Genomic DNA, 16,520 nt, shown 5'->3' on the forward strand with positions numbered 1-16,520 from the left:
TGAGCTTCGTCCGGGGGATATGCCCCCGAACCCCGCTCACGGGGACGATCTCAGTGACTCAGTGACTCAGTGCAGTGATCAGCCCTGGATGAACGTCTCGAGCTGCTGGCGAGCGATATCGTCGGCGAGCTGCTCCGGCGGGCTCTTCATCAGGTAGGCCGAAGCCGGGAGGATCGGGCCGCCGATGCCACGGTCCTTGGCGATCTTCGCGGCGCGCACGGCGTCGATGATGATGCCGGCCGAGTTGGGGGAGTCCCAGACCTCGAGCTTGTACTCGAGGTTCAGCGGCACGTCACCGAAGGCACGACCCTCGAGGCGGACGTAGGCCCACTTGCGGTCGTCGAGCCACGCGACGTGATCCGACGGTCCGATGTGGACGTTCTTGTCCTCGACCTTGCCGGCGAGCGAGCCGGTGAGGTTGGAGGTCACGGCCTGGGTCTTGGAGACCTTCTTGGACTCCAGACGCTCACGCTCGAGCATGTTCTTGAAGTCCATGTTGCCGCCGACGTTGAGCTGGTAGGTGCGGTCCAGCGTCACGCCGCGATCCTCGAACAGCTTCGCCATCACGCGGTGGGTGATGGTGGCACCGACCTGGCTCTTGATGTCGTCGCCGACGATCGGGACACCGGCGTCGGTGAACTTCTGGGCCCACTCGGGGTCGGAGGCGATGAACACCGGCAGGGCGTTGACGAACGCGACGTTCGCATCGATGGCGCACTGCGCATAGAACTTGTCGGCCTGATCCGATCCCACCGGGAGGTAGGAGACCAGCACGTCGACCTCGGCGTCCTTGAGCGTCTGCACGACGTCGACGCCGCTGCCCTCGGCCTCGGTGATGGTCTCGCGGTAGTACTTGCCGAGACCGTCGAGGGTCTGACCGCGCTGCACGGTCACGCCGGTCGGCGGGACGTCGGCGATCTTGATGGTGTTGTTCTCGCTCGCGAAGATCGCGTCGGAGAGGTCGAAACCGACCTTCTTGGCATCGACGTCGAAGGCGGCGACGAACTCGACGTCGCGGACGTGATACTGCCCGAACTTCACGTGCATCAGGCCGGGCACCGAGGCATTCTCGTCGGCGTCCTTGTAGTACTGCACGCCCTGGACCAAGGATGAAGCGCAGTTTCCTACGCCCACAATGGCCACGCGCACCTTATTTGGCTCACCCATGGTCGGGTTCTCCTTCTACTCGGGGCGTCGCAGATCGCTGCGCCACCGGTGTTCTCTGGTGTTCGGTTTCTTCTTGCCCCACGTCGCGGCTCTGCTCTGAGCCGGCAACGTGGAAGTCACTGTCGACGGGGTCCGTGAGCGGATCCCGTCGGTTTTCGGCGTCGGCCTCGTTCTCCGATGCCTCGGCCGCGATCAGCTCGTTCAGCCACCGCACCTCACGCTCACTGGATTCGAGGCTGAGCTGATGGAGCTGGCGGGTGTAGCGGTCGACGGCGCGATTGGAACGGCCGACGATCTCCCGGAGGCCTTCGCGACGCTCTTCCACCTGGCGACGGCGACCTTCCAGGATCCGCATTCTCGCGACGGCCGGTGTTCGGCTGAAGAATGCGAGATGCACTCCGAATCCGTCGTCGGTGTAGTTCTGCGGCCCGGTGTCGGCGACCAGCTCGCTGAAGCGTTCCCGGCCGACGTCGGTGAGCTGATAGACGCGACGACCGCGTCGCACCTTCACCCCGGTCGGCGCTGTTGCCTCGTCGATGATGCCGTCGGCCTGCATACGACGCAGCGTCGGGTAGAGCGACCCGTAGGAGAACGCACGAAACGCGCCGAGCAGGCCGGTGAGGCGTTTTCGCAGCTCATAGCCGTGCATCGGGGATTCGAGGAGTAATCCGAGAATCGCGAGCTCCAACATCGGTGCTCACTCCTTCCCGTTCGACACGTCGCTCTGATGTGATCACCAATGTATCGCAGCGATATAACTCGCGTCTACAGCGGGTGCACCGTGTGGGCGATCAGTTCGACACGCTCTGTCGGGATGACCGTCACACCGACAGCTGCCGGATCGACCACGTACCCTTGAACTCGTGCAACGCCAGATCGTCGACTACGCCCTGCAGAGGAGGTCACGGCTGTCCGATGTCCATTCCGGACGGACCGCCATGGCCGACGTCTGCGATGCGAGTCCGTATCTGCTGCGTGCGGCCAAGTTCCACGGCCGCCCCTCTGATGCGCTCTGCCCGATCTGCCGGAAAGAGCAGGTCACCCTCGTTTCCTGGGTATTCGGCGAGAAGCTCGGGCAGGTGTCGGGTTCGGCCCGCACCAACGACGAGATCGCCGGTCTGGCCACCACCGCCGAAGAGTTCTCGGTGCACGTGGTCGAGGTGTGCCGGACGTGCAGTTGGAACCATCTCGTGCAGTCGTACGTTACGGGTTTGCCACCACGTTCCACGCGCACGCGACGGGTGGCGAAGTAACTGCCCGGGTGCCCGCCCCGCCGCGGATCACCCATCGACCCCGGACGTCCTTTTTGCTTGGATACGTCTGCGTGGGTCACAGTGGGATAACGAATAACGACGGAGAAGGTCTGTGAAAAGCGCTGAATTGGTCGGTCGCGACGATAGGAAGGTGGGTCGATGAGCAGCACACGCGGAACGTCGTCCGCCCCACGCGGCGGCGGCCGGACGCCGCGCGCACAGGCCGACGACCCTGTGCGCCGACGTCACAAGCGGCTCGCCTGGGGCTTCGGGATCATTGGCGCCGTCGTCCCGGCCATCGCGCTGGTGGGCATTTTGGCGTTCATGCTGACGTACTTCGGTGCGTCGGTGCCCGCGCCCGGAGACATCAAGCAGAACCAGGTCGCGACGATCACCTATGACAACGGCAAGACCCTTGCCCGAGTGGTCCCGCCCGAGGGCAACCGCAGCGACGTCAAGATCTCCGACGTCCCCAAATCGATGCAGGATGCGGTGATCGCTGCCGAGGACCGCGAGTTCCGCAGCAATTCGGGCTTCTCGGTCCGCGGCCTGTCCCGCGCCGCGATCGGTCAGGTGACCGGCAACGGTGGTGAGGCCGGTGGCGGTTCGACGATCACCCAGCAGTACGTGAAGAACGCGCTCGTCGGTGACGAGCACAGCTATGAGCGCAAGTTCAAGGAACTCGCGCTCGCGACCAAGATGTCGAACGAGTGGTCCAAAGAAGACATCATGGCCGCCTACCTCAACACGATCTACTTCGGTCGTGGCGCCTACGGCGTGTCCGCGGCGTCGCAGGCCTACTTCCGCAAGGACGTCAAGAACCTCACGCCGGAGGAATCCGCGGTTCTCGCCGCGGCCATCCGCTCGCCCTCGTACTACGACCCTGAGGTCAATCCCGAGGCCGCCGAGGCGCGCTGGAACTACGTGCTCGACGGCATGGTGGCGATCGGATCGATCACCCCGAGTGATCGCGCCGCGATGAAATACCCGAAGGTGCCCAACGCCCGGGCCCAGTCCGACGACACCCCCGGGTCGAACGGTCTCATCAAGCAGCAGGTCCTCGCCGAGCTGGGCCGACTGAACATCTCCGAGCAGCAAGTCCGCACCGAGGGTCTGAAGATCACCACGACCATCAATCCGCAGGCGCAGAAGTCCGCCGTCGAGGCCGCGAACGATCAGCTCAAGGGTGAACCGTCGGACCTGCGGACCTCCGTGGTGTCGGTCGATCCGCGTAGCGGTGGTATCCGTGGCTATTTCGGCGGCAACGATGCCAACGGCTGGGACTACGCCCAGGCCGGATTGCAGACCGGCTCGTCGTTCAAGGTCTTCGCGCTGGTCGCCGCCCTCGAGCAGGGCATCCCGCTCTCGAAGGTCTACAGCTCGGCGCCTTACGACGCGCCCGGAGGGCTGACCGTCGAGAACTCCGACGGCGAGAGCTGTGGATCGTGCAACCTCGCCACCGCGATGAAGATGTCGCTCAACACCGTCTACTACCGCTTGATGATGGATCTAGACGGACAGGCGAAGGCCGTGGCGGCCGCCGCGCACAAGGCAGGCGTCGCGCAGAGCTTCGGTGACATCCAGCAGACTCTGCAGGGCAAGGACGGCAACATCGAAGGTGGCGTGGTCCTCGGTCAGTATCCGTCGCGCGTGCTCGACATGGCGTCCTCGTATGCAACGCTCGCCGCGTCGGGTGTCAAGCACGATCCCTACTTCGTGCAGAAGGTGGAGACCTCCGACGGCGAGGTCCTCTACGACCACCAGGCCAGCCAGGGCGAACGGGTCTTCCCGGCCAAGGTCGCCGACAACGTGACCTCCGCCCTCGAGCCGATCGCCTCGTACTCCAACGGGCACGCTCTCAGCGACCCGAGCCTCGGCTCGCGTCCGTCGGCAGCCAAGACCGGAACCGCCCAGCTCGGCGACACCGGTCAGAACAAGGACGCCTGGATGGTCGGCTACACGCCCCAGCTGTCCACCGCTGTCTGGGTCGGCACCGATGACGGCAGCGCACTCAAGAACTACAGCGGCTCGCCGATCTACGGCAGCATGCTGCCGTCCGACATCTGGCAAGCCACGATGAACGGTGCGCTCGACGGGAAGCCCATCCAGCAGTTCCCCGAGCCCGAGGCCGTCGGCGGTCAGGCAGGTGTCCCCTATGAGCCACCGCCGGTGACCTACGACGACTCGCCGCGAACGCGCTCGCCACGCACCGGCGACGAAGGACCGTCCCAGCGATTCCCCGGCGGCGGTGGCGGTGGTGGCAGCATCACGCTCGCCCCCGGCGTGACGATCCCGCTGCCGGGCAACGCGGCACCGGGAGGCGGCGACAGCGGCCAGGGTGACGGCAACTCCGGCGGCGGCGACACCGGTGGTGGCACGGGTGACGGCGGAGATACCGGCGGCGGTGACACCGGCGGTGGCGATACCGGCGGCGGAGACATTCCGGAGCCCCCTCCGGTCGGCTGAGCCGACAGTCGCCGTGGCGGAGGAGAACTCGACAGGTCCGGAATCCCCGGACACGAATCCGGTGCTCGTCGAGCATGATCCGGTGGCGCCCGAGTCCTGGGATGCTGCGGCCCCGCTCGCGGGAGATCGGCGCATCGACACCGATCGGGTCCTGCCGAGCCGTACCGACGTGGTGGTGCGGGAGGCCTCCGACGTGGTCGGCGGCCCGGTGGGCAGACATGCGGCCATCGGCCGCAGCCGGCTGTGGACGCCGATCCGGGTCCTGTTCCTCCTGGCCCTCTGCGCCATGGCGTTCGGATGGTTCGGCAAGGCCGCCTGTCTCCAGCAGGCGCCCGCCGACGGCAATACCGCGACCGGCACACAATTGCGCCTGGACTGGGACAACCAGCGGCAGTACACCAATCTCTGCTACTCGGACGTGATCGGCCTGTTCGGGGCCGAGAAGCTCGACGACGGCGCTCTTCCGTACCGGACCTATTGGTTCGAGAAGGGCGCCGACGGGCAGCAGGTCAAGCGGTACATGGAGTACCCGGTGGTGACCGGCATGTACATGTACGGCGCGTCCTGGCTTGCGCATCAATGGGATTCGGCGCACGAGAAGTGGGGTGTGCCGGGCGCGCTGGAAGTGGTGCTGTTCTTCGACCTCGCCGCCCTGGGCCTCGCCCTGTTCTGGCTGGTGACCATCTGGGCCACCGCCCTCACCGCACGCACGCGTGTCTGGGCGACCTGGCTGGCGGCGTTGTCGCCGCTGGTGATCGTTCACATCTTCACCAACTTCGATGCCATCGCGATGGCGATGGTGGCACTCGCCATCCTCTTTTGGGCGCGCCGAAAACCGTGGCTGGCAGGTGTTTTCATCGGCCTCGGGACCGCGGCGAAACTCTATCCGGTGTTGCTGCTGGTCGTGTTGCTGATCCTCTGTCTGCGCGCGGGCCGGGTTCGTGAGTTCGCCGCGGCCGCGGCGGCGGCGGTGCTCACGTGGACCGCCGTCAACCTCCCGATCCTGATCCTCTATCCGCAGGGATGGTGGGAGTTCTTCCGGTACAACAGCGATCGTGCGGCCGAGCAGGACAGTCTCTATCGCATCATCAGTGATGCGGGCGGGTTCACCTGGAACACCGACCGTCCTCAATCTGTTATCTCTGGGATTGGTGGTGCTGGTCGTCGTCGGGCTCGGTGCGGTGGGATTGTGCGCACCTCGACGTCCTCGGCTCGCCCAGATGGCGTTCCTGATGGTTGCCGGCTTCCTCCTCGTCAACAAGGTGTGGAGTCCGCAGTACTCGCTGTGGCTGGTCCCGCTTGCGGTGCTGGCCATCCCGCACACGCGTCTGCTGCTCGCCTGGATGGTCGTCGACGCGCTGGTCTGGGTCCCGCGGATGACGCTGTACCTCGATCCCGACCGCCGATGGCTACCGGAGCAATGGTTCACCGCGGCGATCCTGCTGCGGGCCGCGATGGTGCTCGCACTGTGTGCCGTCGTGCTGTGGCAGATCTGGCATCCCGAGGACGACCTCGTCCGCAAACGTTCGGGCGACGGATTCCGGGCGCGGCCCGCAGGCATGCTCGACGACCCGGCGGGCGGCGTCCTCGACGGCGCGCCCGACCGGATCACCATCCCATCGCGCCCACGCACCGCCCGACCGCCGGCGGAACCCGCCCACCCGCCGACAGCAACCTGATTCCCGCCGACAGCAACCCGAATCCCGCCGACAGCAACGCGAATCCCGCCGACAGCAACCCGAATCCTGCCGACAGCAACCTCCGCGTCGTGCCTCACCATCCGGCCGCACTCCTCGGCCTACGATCGGCACATGGCGAGCAGCAACTCCAGGCGGGCGCGGGCTGGGCGCAAACGGCAGCGCCGGATGCGCAACGCCGACAACGACCTCAGTCCCGAGCAATGGCTCGAGATCAAGGCGGCATGGGGCGGGTGCGCCTACTGCGGGCGATCCGGCACCCCGCTGCAACGGGATTGTGTGCAGCCGTTGTCGGTGGGCGGCAGGTACACCGTGCTCAACGTCGTGCCGGCCTGCCGTTCGTGCAACGCCAGCAAATGTAATGCGGAGGTCACCGCGTGGATGCGACGGAAGGGTCTCGACGAAGAGGCGTTCCTCCGACGACTGCGCGCCGTGACGACGGCGTCCGAACTCCAGGATCTCGATCCGCCAGACCTCGACCCGCCTGACCTCGTCGAATCCGAGGCGTAGCGCGGCTGACGCGGTGTCAGCGCTCCTCGGCCGGGATCCGCTCCAGCAAGACCTGTTTCGCCGCGGGCCAGTCGTCGTCGACCAGGGCGTACTGCGCCGTCGTCCGCCAACCGTCCGCGAAGCGTCGATGCTTGCGTAACAGTCCCTCGAAGGTGGCACCCAACTTGGCGATCGCCGCTCGTGACTGTGCGTTGTTCTCGTGGGTGTGCCACACCAGCCGCACCGCCCCGCACTCCTCGAATGCGTGACGCATCAGCAGGAACTTCGCCGTCGGATTGATCGCCGTGCCCTGGGCGCCCTCCGCATAGAATGTGTATCCGATTGCGGTGGTGAGGTTGTCGGCATCGATGTCGTAGAAGCTCGTCGATCCGATCAATCGTCCGTCGGTGTTGTCGACGACGGCGTAGGCCACGCGGCGCGCCGGGTCGGCGAGCGCTGACTCGATCCATGATCGGGCGGAATCGGGGTCCGTGGGCACGGTTGTCCACCGGTAGGCCTCGGGGTTCCTCACCACCTGAGCGAGAGCGGCGACGTCGTCGAAGGTGAACGGCCGCAAGGTCACCCGTCCGGCCGACAGGGTACCCGTGCCCAACCACCCGCTCATGAGCGGGCGACGGCCAGTTCGGGTTCCGGCGAGCTCGTGCGACGACCGAACGACGCCAACGGTTCTCGGAGAGGTGCACGGACGAACGCGACGATCAGGTATGCCAACAACACCGCGTGCACCCACACGCCGACGTTGACCCCGGAGATCACCCACCATTTCATCGGCGAACCCGACGTATAGATGCCGAACAACCGGAAGATCGTCGTATCGAGGATGAAATCGGCGACCAGATAGCCGACGATGACCGGCCAGCGGATCTTCAGCAGCACGAAGAACGGGAGGATCCACAATGTGTACTGCGGCGAGTGCACCTTGTGGAAGAGCATGAACCCGGCGAGCATCGACGCCGAGACCCCGATCCACGGGTACAGCCCATCGCGGCGATATACCCGCCAGCCCAGGTAGACCGCCGTCGCGAACGCCGCGACGATCAGGATCGGCGACAGCAGACCCACCAGCGAGTTGTAGGTGTCGGTCTGGCCGCCCGTGAAGTGACGGAGTCCCCAGTACCAGATCGAATTGGTGTCGACATCCGACTTCCGCTTGCCTTGGAACGAGAGAGCGGCCTTCCACCCGTCGAATCCGAGGACCATGAACGGCAGCTGGACCGCGATGACCGTGAGCGTCGCCGCGGCCGCCACCCACACCGCGCCGACCCAGTCGAGTGTCCTGCGGATCGGGGCTTCACCGCCGAGGCCCGGCGCCGTTCCGTAGGTGAGTACGTAGATCGCCAACGGCAGCACGAAGAAGCCGGGATAGAGCTTCAGACAGAACCCGATGCCGAGCAGGATCGCGGCGAGGATCGCGGCCGTCCGCACGGACAGGCGTCGCTCGCCGGTGCGTGGGCTGATCGTCGAACCCCAGGCCATCACCGCGACCGCGCCGACCGCGGTCGCCACCACGGGCAGTTCCCAGTTGTGGAACGCGTAGAGCACCAGCGGCGGGGTCGCGGCCCACCAGAGAACCGACCAGCGGGTCATCAGCGCCAGCATCACCGTGACGGCGAGGCCGAACGGGACGAGCAACCACACCGAGTGCTGAAAGAACTCGGTGTCGGTGTGCGCGCCGATCGCGCCCAGCCACATGAACATGCCCGACAACACCGGGTACTCGACCACGCCGCCGAACAGTTTGCCGTCCGGGGTGATGCCGCCGTGGATGAACGGGAAGACGTGATTGTTGATGTCGCGTCCGACCCACAGGTACATCAGGTCCGAGTAACAGGGGATGACTGCGTTCGGGTCGCCGACCGGCCAATGCGAACTCCGGCCCTCGGCGAGGAACGGCGGCCCTCCACATACGATCTTCGCCGAATAGCTCCAGAACATGCACAGACAGGTGGTGAGCAGCGAGGTCAGCAGGATCACGGCCATCTGGCCGCGGCCTGCGATGGTGGTGGAGATACGTGACGCCCGCGATGGCGCTCGGCGGACGTCCGACATGCGCTACAGACTAAGTGGTCGCGCACCCACTCACCGACCCCCTATCCCCAGCCGCGATGGTTCCCGTCAGCCGCGCCCCCGGATGACCGTCGCGGCTGACGGGAACCGTCGCGGGTGCGGATGGCGATTTCCCTGGTCAGGGGTACGTCGTGTATCTTGGAGCGGTTGCCGACGCAGGCGACCCTCCTGCCACGGACAGTCCGTGGCCGAACTAGCCCATAGGAGGTGATGTGGTCTTATGCGTCACTACGAATTGATGGTCATTCTCGATCCGAATCTGGACGAGCGCACCGTTGCACCCTCACTGGATACCTTCCTCAACGTTGTCCGTAACGACGGCGGCAAGGTGGACAATGTCGACATCTGGGGCAAGCGCCGTCTTGCCTACGAGATCCTGAAGCACAACGAGGGCATCTATGCCGTCATCGATCTCAACGCCGAGCCCAAGACGGTCACCGAGCTCGACCGTCAGTTGAAGCTCAACGAGTCGGTCCTGCGCACCAAGGTCCTGCGGAAGTAATCCACAGTTCCTCGATCGACACGTAAGCAGTCGGTGCCGGGCTCTAGGGTTGAACGCATAGCGTTGAACCATTGCCCGGTGCACGTCGATCAGCGAGTGCCCAACCACGACCCAAGGGGAGACACATGGCAGGCGACACGGTCATCACCGTTGTAGGCAACCTGACGGCAGACCCGGAGCTCCGGTTCACACCGTCGGGAGCCGCGGTGGCCAACTTCACGGTGGCCTCCACGCCGCGCACCTTCGATCGTCAGACCAATGAGTGGAAGGACGGCGAAGCGCTGTTCCTCCGCTGCAACATCTGGCGCGATGCCGCGGAGAACGTGACCGAGAGTCTGTCCAAGGGAACCCGGGTCGTCGTGCAGGGTCGCCTCAAGCAGCGATCCTTCGAAACCCGTGAGGGCGAGAAGCGCACAGTGGTGGAACTCGAGGTCGACGAGATCGGCCCCTCACTGAAGTACGCAACCGCGAAGGTCAACAAGGCCTCGCGGGGCGGCGGTGGAGGCTTCTCCTCGGGCGGCGGCGGAAGCCGCAGCGGGGGAGGCGGCGGAAGCCAGCAGGTCGCCGACGATCCGTGGGGCAGCGCGCCCGCGAGCGGATCGTTCGGCGGGGGCGACGACGAACCACCTTTCTAGAAACACACTGGAGTACCAATGGCAAAGGCAAAAAGCAGCCGGAAGCCGCGCGTCGAGAAGGTCACCAAGACCAAGGCGTGCAACTTCTGCAAGGACAAGAAGGCTGTCATCGACTACAAGGACACCGCATTGCTGCGGCGCTACCTGTCCGACCGCGGCAAGATCCGTTCGCGTCGCGTCACGGGCAACTGCGTCCAGCACCAGCGCGATGTCGCTGTGGCCGTGAAGAACTCGCGTGAGGTGGCCTTGCTGCCCTTCACCTCGATCGGTCGCTGAGCGGAAAGGGAGCTGACATGAAACTCATCCTTACCGCCGCCGTGGAGAACCTCGGCGAAGCAGGCGACACCGTTGAGGTCAAGGACGGCTACGGCCGCAACTACCTCCTGCCCCGCGGTCTGGCCATCAAGGCCACCCGTGGTGCGCAGAAGCAGGTCGACGGCATCCGTCGTTCCCAGGAGGCCCGCGAGGTCCGCGGTCTCGAGCACGCCAACGAGCTCAAGCAGGCCCTCGAAGGCCTCACCGCGGTCTCGCTGGGTGTCAAGACCCATGACTCGGGCAAGCTCTTCGGTTCGGTGACCGCCGCCGACGTCGCAGGCGCGATCAAGTCGGCCGGTGGACCGGTCGTCGACAAGCGTTCGGTCGAGCTGCCGCAGGGCCACATCAAGGCCACCGGTAGCTACCCCGTCGTCGTGCGTCTGCACCCCGACGTGGAGGCCACTGTCGAGCTGGCCGTCATCGCCGGCTGAGCACACCGACGCAGTACCTGGTACGAGGCCGGGCGGACATGGTCCGCCCGGCCTCGTCGTCTCTCTGGGGCAGGTACGCGCAACCATGAGTAATCCCTCGCGTACGCGTGGGGGAGGACCGCACGACTCGGGTAGTCGACTACGCGTTTCACCTGCGCTGCCGAGACGTAGTTTCGGTGCTACGAGTTCATCAGATCCGGGGGGCCGGATCGACCGCAAAGGAGCGCAACGTCCACGGGACTCGTGAACAACCGATCATGTTCACACCAGGAGGCGTTCGCCATGTTCATCATCTTCGTCATCACCGGCGTGATCGTCTTCGTCCTGCTGTTCTTCCGACTGCCCAGCGTCGACATTCCCGGTTATCAAGCGCGGCAGGCGATTGCGACGCGGGAGCGTGCACTCGAGAAAGCAGCTCGACAACAGGCGCCGGCGTCGGCCAAGGAGGCCGCGCAGGCAGACCGGGCCGCTCGTCCCGCCGGCACCCCTTCGCGCGCGTGGATGTTCGAGTTCGCCACTCAGATGAGGTCGTTTCTCTGAGGCTTCGCCGGTGACCGGTGACTTGCGATGAGCCGCAACGACACCGGCGCAGGGCTCAGCGCGGTGGGGCCGGCGTCGCCGGCAGCTGATTCCAGTACTGCAGTCGTGGCGGCAGATACCGGGGTGCCGGGTTGTTGCTGTGCGCGCTGTCGCCACTGGGGAAGAAGAACTTGTGCCAGCCCGGGGTGAAGATCAGTGCCCGTGAGCCGGTCCGGCAGGCGACGGTGTCGGGTCGGGGAGCGGTGCAGGTGACCCCGCCGATGGTGACCCGCTTGCCGACGGGAAGGGTCGGTGCGCGGAAACCCGACGGCGCACCGAATCGGTAGTTCGACCAGTTGGGTACCCACCAGGGCCCTTGCTGGTCGCCCGAGATCGCTGCACCGCGGACGTCGGGGGGTGCGGTCGCCGGGGTGCCCTGACAGCCGGCGTAGCGGTACGTCGGACCGATCTGGCACAGCCATCGGCCGGCGCGCAGGAATCCGCGACCGTTGTCGGCGTACGCCAGCGGACGGTAGGCGGCCGGGTTGACCGGTTGATATCTCGAGAGGTCGAACTCGACCGGCATCGTCGGTCCCGGCGCCGGTGCTGCCGAAGCCGTGGCCGTACCCAACGGGGCGGCCGTGGCCAGCACGACGGCGACTCCGGCCACGACGAGTTGCTGCCACCGAAGATGTCGACCTCGTGTCGCCCGATACCGCCCCATGGCCAACATTGGAACACGACCCGCGTCGGGGTGGACCGGAACTCCGGAGATTGTGGGACGTTTGTCCACAACCGCCGATCGGGACCACCTCTGAGCAGGTGTAACCCAAGTCACATCGAATGTTTACCGAGTTGTTGGTTGCAGGTGGTTCGGGCTTGACCTGCAACACGCCGAACGACGTGTCCAGCGTGACACGCCGAGACGAATTCTTTGACCTGCTGTGGAAAACTTTCAGTGCACTGACCTGCAGTTACTCAATTGCTCACAGAACAAATCCCCACGCTGTACACAGGGGGTGCACAAGCCACTCGCCAGCGTCCACAGACGGTCCACAGTTTGCTGACAATGTTGTGCACAGCTCCGTTTGAACCGGACACGAAGGTCGCTCTAGTGTGCTCCGACAGTGCCTCTGCGATAGCTCTGGGCGCGCCGCCGGACTTTTGTGTCGGTGGTCGTCGCTATCACGGAGCCAGCACGACCGACGTCGGCGGCGGATGCCGTGGACGCCACACAGAGTCGGACCCACTCGAAGTCGAGTGGTGCAAAGTACTGCGAGAGGTTTGACACGCGTGGCAGTTGTCGATGACCGCGGGCACGACCCAGGACACCTGGAGTCGGTTGCCGGCGGGCGAGCGGGTCGAGGGGACGATGGTGTCCCCGCCCAGGATTTCGGCCGGCAGCCGCCTCAGGATCTGGCTGCGGAGCAGTCGGTGCTGGGCGGCATGTTGCTGTCGAAAGACGCGATTGCCGACGTGGTGGAGAAACTCAGGTCCGGCGACTTCTACCGTCCTGCGCACCAGGCCGTCTACGAAGCGGTCCTCGAGCTCTACGGCAAGGGCGAACCCGCGGACGCGGTGACCGTCGCCAACGAGCTCGAGCGTGCCGGTGAGCTCCGCCGGGTGGGCGGGGCACCCTATCTGCACACGTTGATCTCCACGGTGCCGACAGCCGCCAATGCGGGCTATTACGCGGAGATCGTCGCGGAGAAGGCGATCCTGCGGCGGCTCGTCGAGGCGGGGACCCGCATCGTGCAGTTCGGCTACGCAGGCGCCGACGGCCAGGACGTCGCCGAGGTGGTCGACCGCGCGCAGGCCGAGGTCTACGAGGTCACCGAGCGCCGCACCGCCGAGGACTACGTGCCGCTCGAAGAACTGCTCCAGCCGACCATGGACGAGATCGACTCGATCGCCTCTCGTGGCGGTATCTCGCTCGGCGTGCCCACCGGCTTCGTCGACCTCGACAAGATCACCAACGGTCTGCATCCGGGCCAGATGATCATCGTCGCCGCGCGACCGGGTGTCGGCAAGGCGCTGGCCCTCGACACCCCGCTGCCCACACCGACCGGCTGGACCACGATGGGCAAGGTCGGGGTCGGCGACCTGCTGCTCGACGCCCAGGGCACGCCCACCAAGGTGGTCGCCGCCACCGAGGTGATGACCGAACGCCCGTGCTACGAGGTCGAATTCAACGACGGCACCATCCTGGTCGCCGACGAACAGCACCAGTGGGTGGCCGATATCGACGGCAAACGACAGACCGTCACCACCGATGGGATGCGCGCCCACGTCGGTTGCGCCGTGATCCGCAACACCCGACCGCTGGAATTGCCGCGGAAGCGCTTCGCGTACGGCCCGTACACCGTCGCGGCGCTGGCCGGGATGGCCTTCAACGACCCCGAGATCGCCATGCGGATCGATGCCGAAGGCCCAGTTGACGTGATGACGTTGATGGCCGACCTCGGCGGCCGCATCCCATTCGAATATCTCCGGGGGTCGATCGCGCAGCGTCGAGCACTGCTCGCGGGGTTGCTCGACGCCCGCGCCACGGTCGACGACGACGGCTGGATCACCGTGCCCGCCGCCACGCGGCACATGACCGCCGTCGTCGCCGATCTGGTGGCAGGCCTCGGCTACAACTACAAGCGATCGGTCACCGGCTGGCTGCGGGTGGACGCCGACGACGACGTCTTCACCGTCCATCACAAGGCCATCCGGCACAAGGAACTCCGCCGTCGAGCCGGTGTGCGTCGACTGATCTCCGTGCGGCCGGTGGACAGCGTGCCGGTGCGGTGCGTGCAGGTCGACAACGACGAGCACATGTACCTGGCAGGCGAGGCGATGGTGCCCACGCACAACTCGACGCTCGCCATGGACTTCCTGCGTTCGTGCTCGATCACCAATCACCTGACCAGCGCCATGTTCTCGCTGGAGATGAGCAAGACCGAGATCGTCATGCGCCTGTTGTCGGCGGAGGCGAAGGTGAAACTCGGTGACATGCGCGGCGGCACGATGACCGACGACGACTGGACCCGGCTCGCGCGACGGATGGGCGAGATCTCCGAGGCGCCGCTGTTCATCGACGACTCACCCAACCTGACGATGATGGAGATCCGCGCCAAAGCTCGTCGGCTGAAGCAGCGCCAGGATCTGAAACTCGTTGTGGTGGACTACATGCAGCTGATGACGTCGGGTAAGAAGGTGGAGTCCCGTCAGCAGGAGGTCTCCGAGTTCTCTCGTCAATTGAAGCTGCTCGCAAAGGAACTCGAGGTTCCGGTGGTTGCGATCAGTCAGCTGAACCGTGGACCAGAACAGCGGACGGACAAGAAGCCGCAGGTGTCTGATCTACGTGAGTCGGGGTGCCTGCCTGCTTCTGCGCGAATTCTGCGTGCCGACAACGGTTCTGAGGTCACTCTCGGTGAGCTCATGGCGACCGGTGAGAAGCCTCTGGTGTGGTCGCTGGACCAGCGCATGCGCATGGTGAAACGCCGGATGGTGAAAGTTTTTCCGAGCGGTCGCAAAGAGGTGTTCCGTGTTCGGATGGCGTCCGGACGTGTCATCGAGGCGACGGGTAATCATCCGTTCCAGACTGTCGACGGCTGGATCCCGTTGGAGCAATTGGCTGTCGACGATCGTGTTGCGGCGCCGAGGTGGGTGCCGGAGCCGCGGGACACCGGGTTGATGGCGGAGCAGGAACTTGTGATGCTCGCGCACATGATCGGAGATGGCTCATGCGTCAAGCGTCAGCCGATCCGATATGCGAGTGTCGATGAGGAGAACCTGCAGGCGGTTGAATTCGCGGCTGGATACTTCGGTGTCAAGGCGATTCGCGATGACTACCCCGCCGCGCGCGTGACCACCCTGCGCTTGCGTGCGCCGTATCGGTTGACGCATGGCAAGCGAAACCCTATCGCGGCCTGGCTTGACGACCTCGGATTGTTCGGCTTGCGAAGCTACGAGAAGTTCGTTCCGCCCGTGGTGTTCTCGCTGCCCACGGATCAGGTCGCGTTGTTCCTGCAGCACCTGTGGTCCACAGATGGTTCGGTTCGCTGGGACGAAAAGGCAGGTCAGGGCAGGGTCTATTACGCGACCACGTCACGTCGACTCGCTGACGACATCGCACAGCTGCTGCTCCGGTTCGGAATATACGGACGGATCGTCCGGACCGAGAAGGCCGGCTACCGACCGTGCTGGCACCTCACCATCAACGGTGTGGACAACCAGACGACGTTCCTGGCGAAGGTCGGTGTCTATGGTGCGCGTGGCATCAAGGCGCGTCAGGTTCTTCGAAAGCTGGAGAACGTCGAGGCCAACACCAACGCGGACACGGTCCCGAGGGCCGTGTGGGATCAAGTTCGGACCATGCTGCGCGACAAGGGGATGACCCATCGCGATTTCGCTGCGGCGATGGGTTCACGATTCTGCGGTTCGACGATGTGGAAACACTCGCCGAGTAGGTCGCGCTTGGCGCGGGTCGCGCAGATCCTTCAGAGCGCAGACATCGAGATGCTCGCCACCAACGATGTCTACTGGGACCGAATTGTCGAGATCGAAGGTCTAGGCGAGCAAGATGTGTTCGACGGTACCGTGCCGGGGACCCACAACTTCATCGCCAATGGTCTGTCGCTGCACAATAGTCTCGAGCAGGATGCGGACATGGTGATCCTGCTACATCGACCCGACGCATTCGAACGTGACGACCCGCGTGCAGGCGAGGCGGACATCATATTGGGTAAGCACCGAAACGGTCCAACCGCGACGATAACCGTTGCGCACCAACTGCATTTGAGCAAGTTCGTCGATATGGCGCGGGGGTGAGTCCTTTCACGCGTGGGTTATCGGGCGGGCACGTATCAGCTTACGAAGGCGCGATTCTCTGAAGTCTTTTGACAGACCGCGCGCCTTCGCCGGAGCCGTCGACGACGTCCTCGGAACGCATGGGCAATCACGTCAGCCCA

The 16,520-nt window shown here is 65.2% G+C and carries 14 protein-coding genes and 1 pseudogene; 10 read left to right on the forward strand and 5 right to left on the reverse strand.

Translation table 11 applies throughout. The annotated features are described in order from the left end of the window. Positions 1–78: 78 nt before the first annotated feature. Positions 79–1,167, reverse strand: a complete 1,089-nt coding sequence (locus tag OVA31_RS12065) for an inositol-3-phosphate synthase (protein ID WP_267631305.1) — start codon at positions 1,165–1,167, stop codon at positions 79–81. Beyond that, a complete protein-coding gene (locus tag OVA31_RS12070) occupies positions 1,160–1,858 on the reverse strand; it encodes a PadR family transcriptional regulator (protein ID WP_267631306.1) in 699 nt (232 codons plus the stop codon). Before OVA31_RS12070 ends, OVA31_RS12065 begins: the two co-directional genes overlap by 8 nt. A 172-nt stretch (positions 1,859–2,030) precedes the next feature. On the opposite strand from OVA31_RS12070, the gene OVA31_RS12075 reads away from it, so the two are divergent. From OVA31_RS12075 to OVA31_RS12090, 4 genes and pseudogenes are all read left to right on the forward strand, one after another. Continuing rightward, positions 2,031–2,420 (forward strand): DUF5318 family protein, encoded by a 390-nt coding sequence (locus OVA31_RS12075; protein ID WP_164309611.1) that lies wholly within the window; start codon positions 2,031–2,033, stop codon positions 2,418–2,420. Between the two features lie 159 nt (positions 2,421–2,579). Further along, positions 2,580–4,886, forward strand: coding sequence for a transglycosylase domain-containing protein (locus OVA31_RS12080; RefSeq protein WP_267631307.1), 2,307 nt, complete (start codon positions 2,580–2,582; stop codon positions 4,884–4,886). Between the two features lie 61 nt (positions 4,887–4,947). Continuing rightward, positions 4,948–6,565 (forward strand): annotated as a pseudogene (locus tag OVA31_RS12085) (glycosyltransferase family 87 protein). Positions 6,566–6,697: 132 nt separating this feature from the next. After that, entirely contained in the window at positions 6,698–7,093 is a 396-nt protein-coding gene (locus OVA31_RS12090; protein WP_267631308.1) for an HNH endonuclease, read from the forward strand. Positions 7,094–7,109: 16 nt separating this feature from the next. Here the strand turns inward: OVA31_RS12090 and OVA31_RS12095 are convergent, their stop codons facing one another. Further along, entirely contained in the window at positions 7,110–7,697 is a 588-nt protein-coding gene (locus OVA31_RS12095; RefSeq protein ID WP_267631309.1) for a GNAT family N-acetyltransferase, read from the reverse strand. Continuing rightward, the gene (locus tag OVA31_RS12100) at positions 7,694–9,142 is read right to left on the reverse strand and encodes a hypothetical protein (protein ID WP_267631310.1); all 1,449 of its coding nucleotides are present in this window, start codon (positions 9,140–9,142) and stop codon (positions 7,694–7,696) included. The genes OVA31_RS12095 and OVA31_RS12100 overlap by 4 nt, the downstream gene beginning before the upstream one ends. Positions 9,143–9,380: 238 nt before the next feature. Between OVA31_RS12100 and rpsF the strand changes: the two genes are divergently transcribed. From rpsF to OVA31_RS12125, 5 genes are all read left to right on the forward strand, one after another. Beyond that, positions 9,381–9,662, forward strand: coding sequence for a 30S ribosomal protein S6 (gene rpsF / locus OVA31_RS12105; protein WP_161060865.1), 282 nt, complete (start codon positions 9,381–9,383; stop codon positions 9,660–9,662). A 125-nt stretch (positions 9,663–9,787) separates the two neighbouring features. Next, positions 9,788–10,297 (forward strand): single-stranded DNA-binding protein, encoded by a 510-nt coding sequence (locus OVA31_RS12110; protein WP_267631311.1) that lies wholly within the window; start codon positions 9,788–9,790, stop codon positions 10,295–10,297. 18 nt (positions 10,298–10,315) lie between these two features. Beyond that, positions 10,316–10,573, forward strand: coding sequence for a 30S ribosomal protein S18 (gene rpsR / locus OVA31_RS12115; RefSeq protein ID WP_267631312.1), 258 nt, complete (start codon positions 10,316–10,318; stop codon positions 10,571–10,573). A gap of 17 nt (positions 10,574–10,590) precedes the next feature. After that, on the forward strand, positions 10,591–11,043 hold the full coding sequence (gene rplI, locus OVA31_RS12120; RefSeq protein WP_267631313.1) for a 50S ribosomal protein L9: 453 nt from the start codon (positions 10,591–10,593) through the stop codon (positions 11,041–11,043). Positions 11,044–11,325: 282 nt separating this feature from the next. Further along, positions 11,326–11,583 (forward strand): hypothetical protein, encoded by a 258-nt coding sequence (locus tag OVA31_RS12125; protein ID WP_267631314.1) that lies wholly within the window; start codon positions 11,326–11,328, stop codon positions 11,581–11,583. A 55-nt stretch (positions 11,584–11,638) separates the two neighbouring features. Here OVA31_RS12125 and OVA31_RS12130 read toward each other — a convergent pair whose 3' ends face one another. Then, the gene (locus OVA31_RS12130) at positions 11,639–12,286 is read right to left on the reverse strand and encodes a hypothetical protein (RefSeq protein ID WP_420714178.1); all 648 of its coding nucleotides are present in this window, start codon (positions 12,284–12,286) and stop codon (positions 11,639–11,641) included. Positions 12,287–12,855: 569 nt separating this feature from the next. On the opposite strand from OVA31_RS12130, the gene OVA31_RS12135 reads away from it, so the two are divergent. Beyond that, positions 12,856–16,380 (forward strand): replicative DNA helicase, encoded by a 3,525-nt coding sequence (locus tag OVA31_RS12135; RefSeq protein WP_420714179.1) that lies wholly within the window; start codon positions 12,856–12,858, stop codon positions 16,378–16,380. Positions 16,381–16,520: the final 140 nt, after the last annotated feature.

This window comes from Gordonia sp. SL306 (genome assembly GCF_026625785.1).
Lineage (GTDB): Bacteria > Actinomycetota > Actinomycetes > Mycobacteriales > Mycobacteriaceae > Gordonia.

Excerpts from the sequence above, each read along its gene's own strand:
- OVA31_RS12065 (WP_267631305.1), bottom strand. The coding sequence starts at position 1,167 with ATGGGTGAGCCAAATAAGGTGCGCGTGGCCATTGTGGGCGTAGGAAAC.
- OVA31_RS12070 (WP_267631306.1), bottom strand. The coding sequence starts at position 1,858 with ATGTTGGAGCTCGCGATTCTCGGATTACTCCTCGAATCCCCGATGCAC.
- OVA31_RS12080 (WP_267631307.1), top strand. The coding sequence starts at position 2,580 with ATGAGCAGCACACGCGGAACGTCGTCCGCCCCACGCGGCGGCGGCCGG.
- OVA31_RS12090 (WP_267631308.1), top strand. The coding sequence starts at position 6,698 with ATGGCGAGCAGCAACTCCAGGCGGGCGCGGGCTGGGCGCAAACGGCAG.
- OVA31_RS12095 (WP_267631309.1), bottom strand. The coding sequence starts at position 7,697 with ATGAGCGGGTGGTTGGGCACGGGTACCCTGTCGGCCGGACGGGTGACC.
- OVA31_RS12100 (WP_267631310.1), bottom strand. The coding sequence starts at position 9,142 with ATGTCGGACGTCCGCCGAGCGCCATCGCGGGCGTCACGTATCTCCACC.
- rpsF (WP_161060865.1), top strand. The coding sequence starts at position 9,381 with ATGCGTCACTACGAATTGATGGTCATTCTCGATCCGAATCTGGACGAG.
- OVA31_RS12110 (WP_267631311.1), top strand. The coding sequence starts at position 9,788 with ATGGCAGGCGACACGGTCATCACCGTTGTAGGCAACCTGACGGCAGAC.
- rpsR (WP_267631312.1), top strand. The coding sequence starts at position 10,316 with ATGGCAAAGGCAAAAAGCAGCCGGAAGCCGCGCGTCGAGAAGGTCACC.
- rplI (WP_267631313.1), top strand. The coding sequence starts at position 10,591 with ATGAAACTCATCCTTACCGCCGCCGTGGAGAACCTCGGCGAAGCAGGC.
- OVA31_RS12125 (WP_267631314.1), top strand. The coding sequence starts at position 11,326 with ATGTTCATCATCTTCGTCATCACCGGCGTGATCGTCTTCGTCCTGCTG.
- OVA31_RS12130 (WP_420714178.1), bottom strand. The coding sequence starts at position 12,286 with ATGGGGCGGTATCGGGCGACACGAGGTCGACATCTTCGGTGGCAGCAA.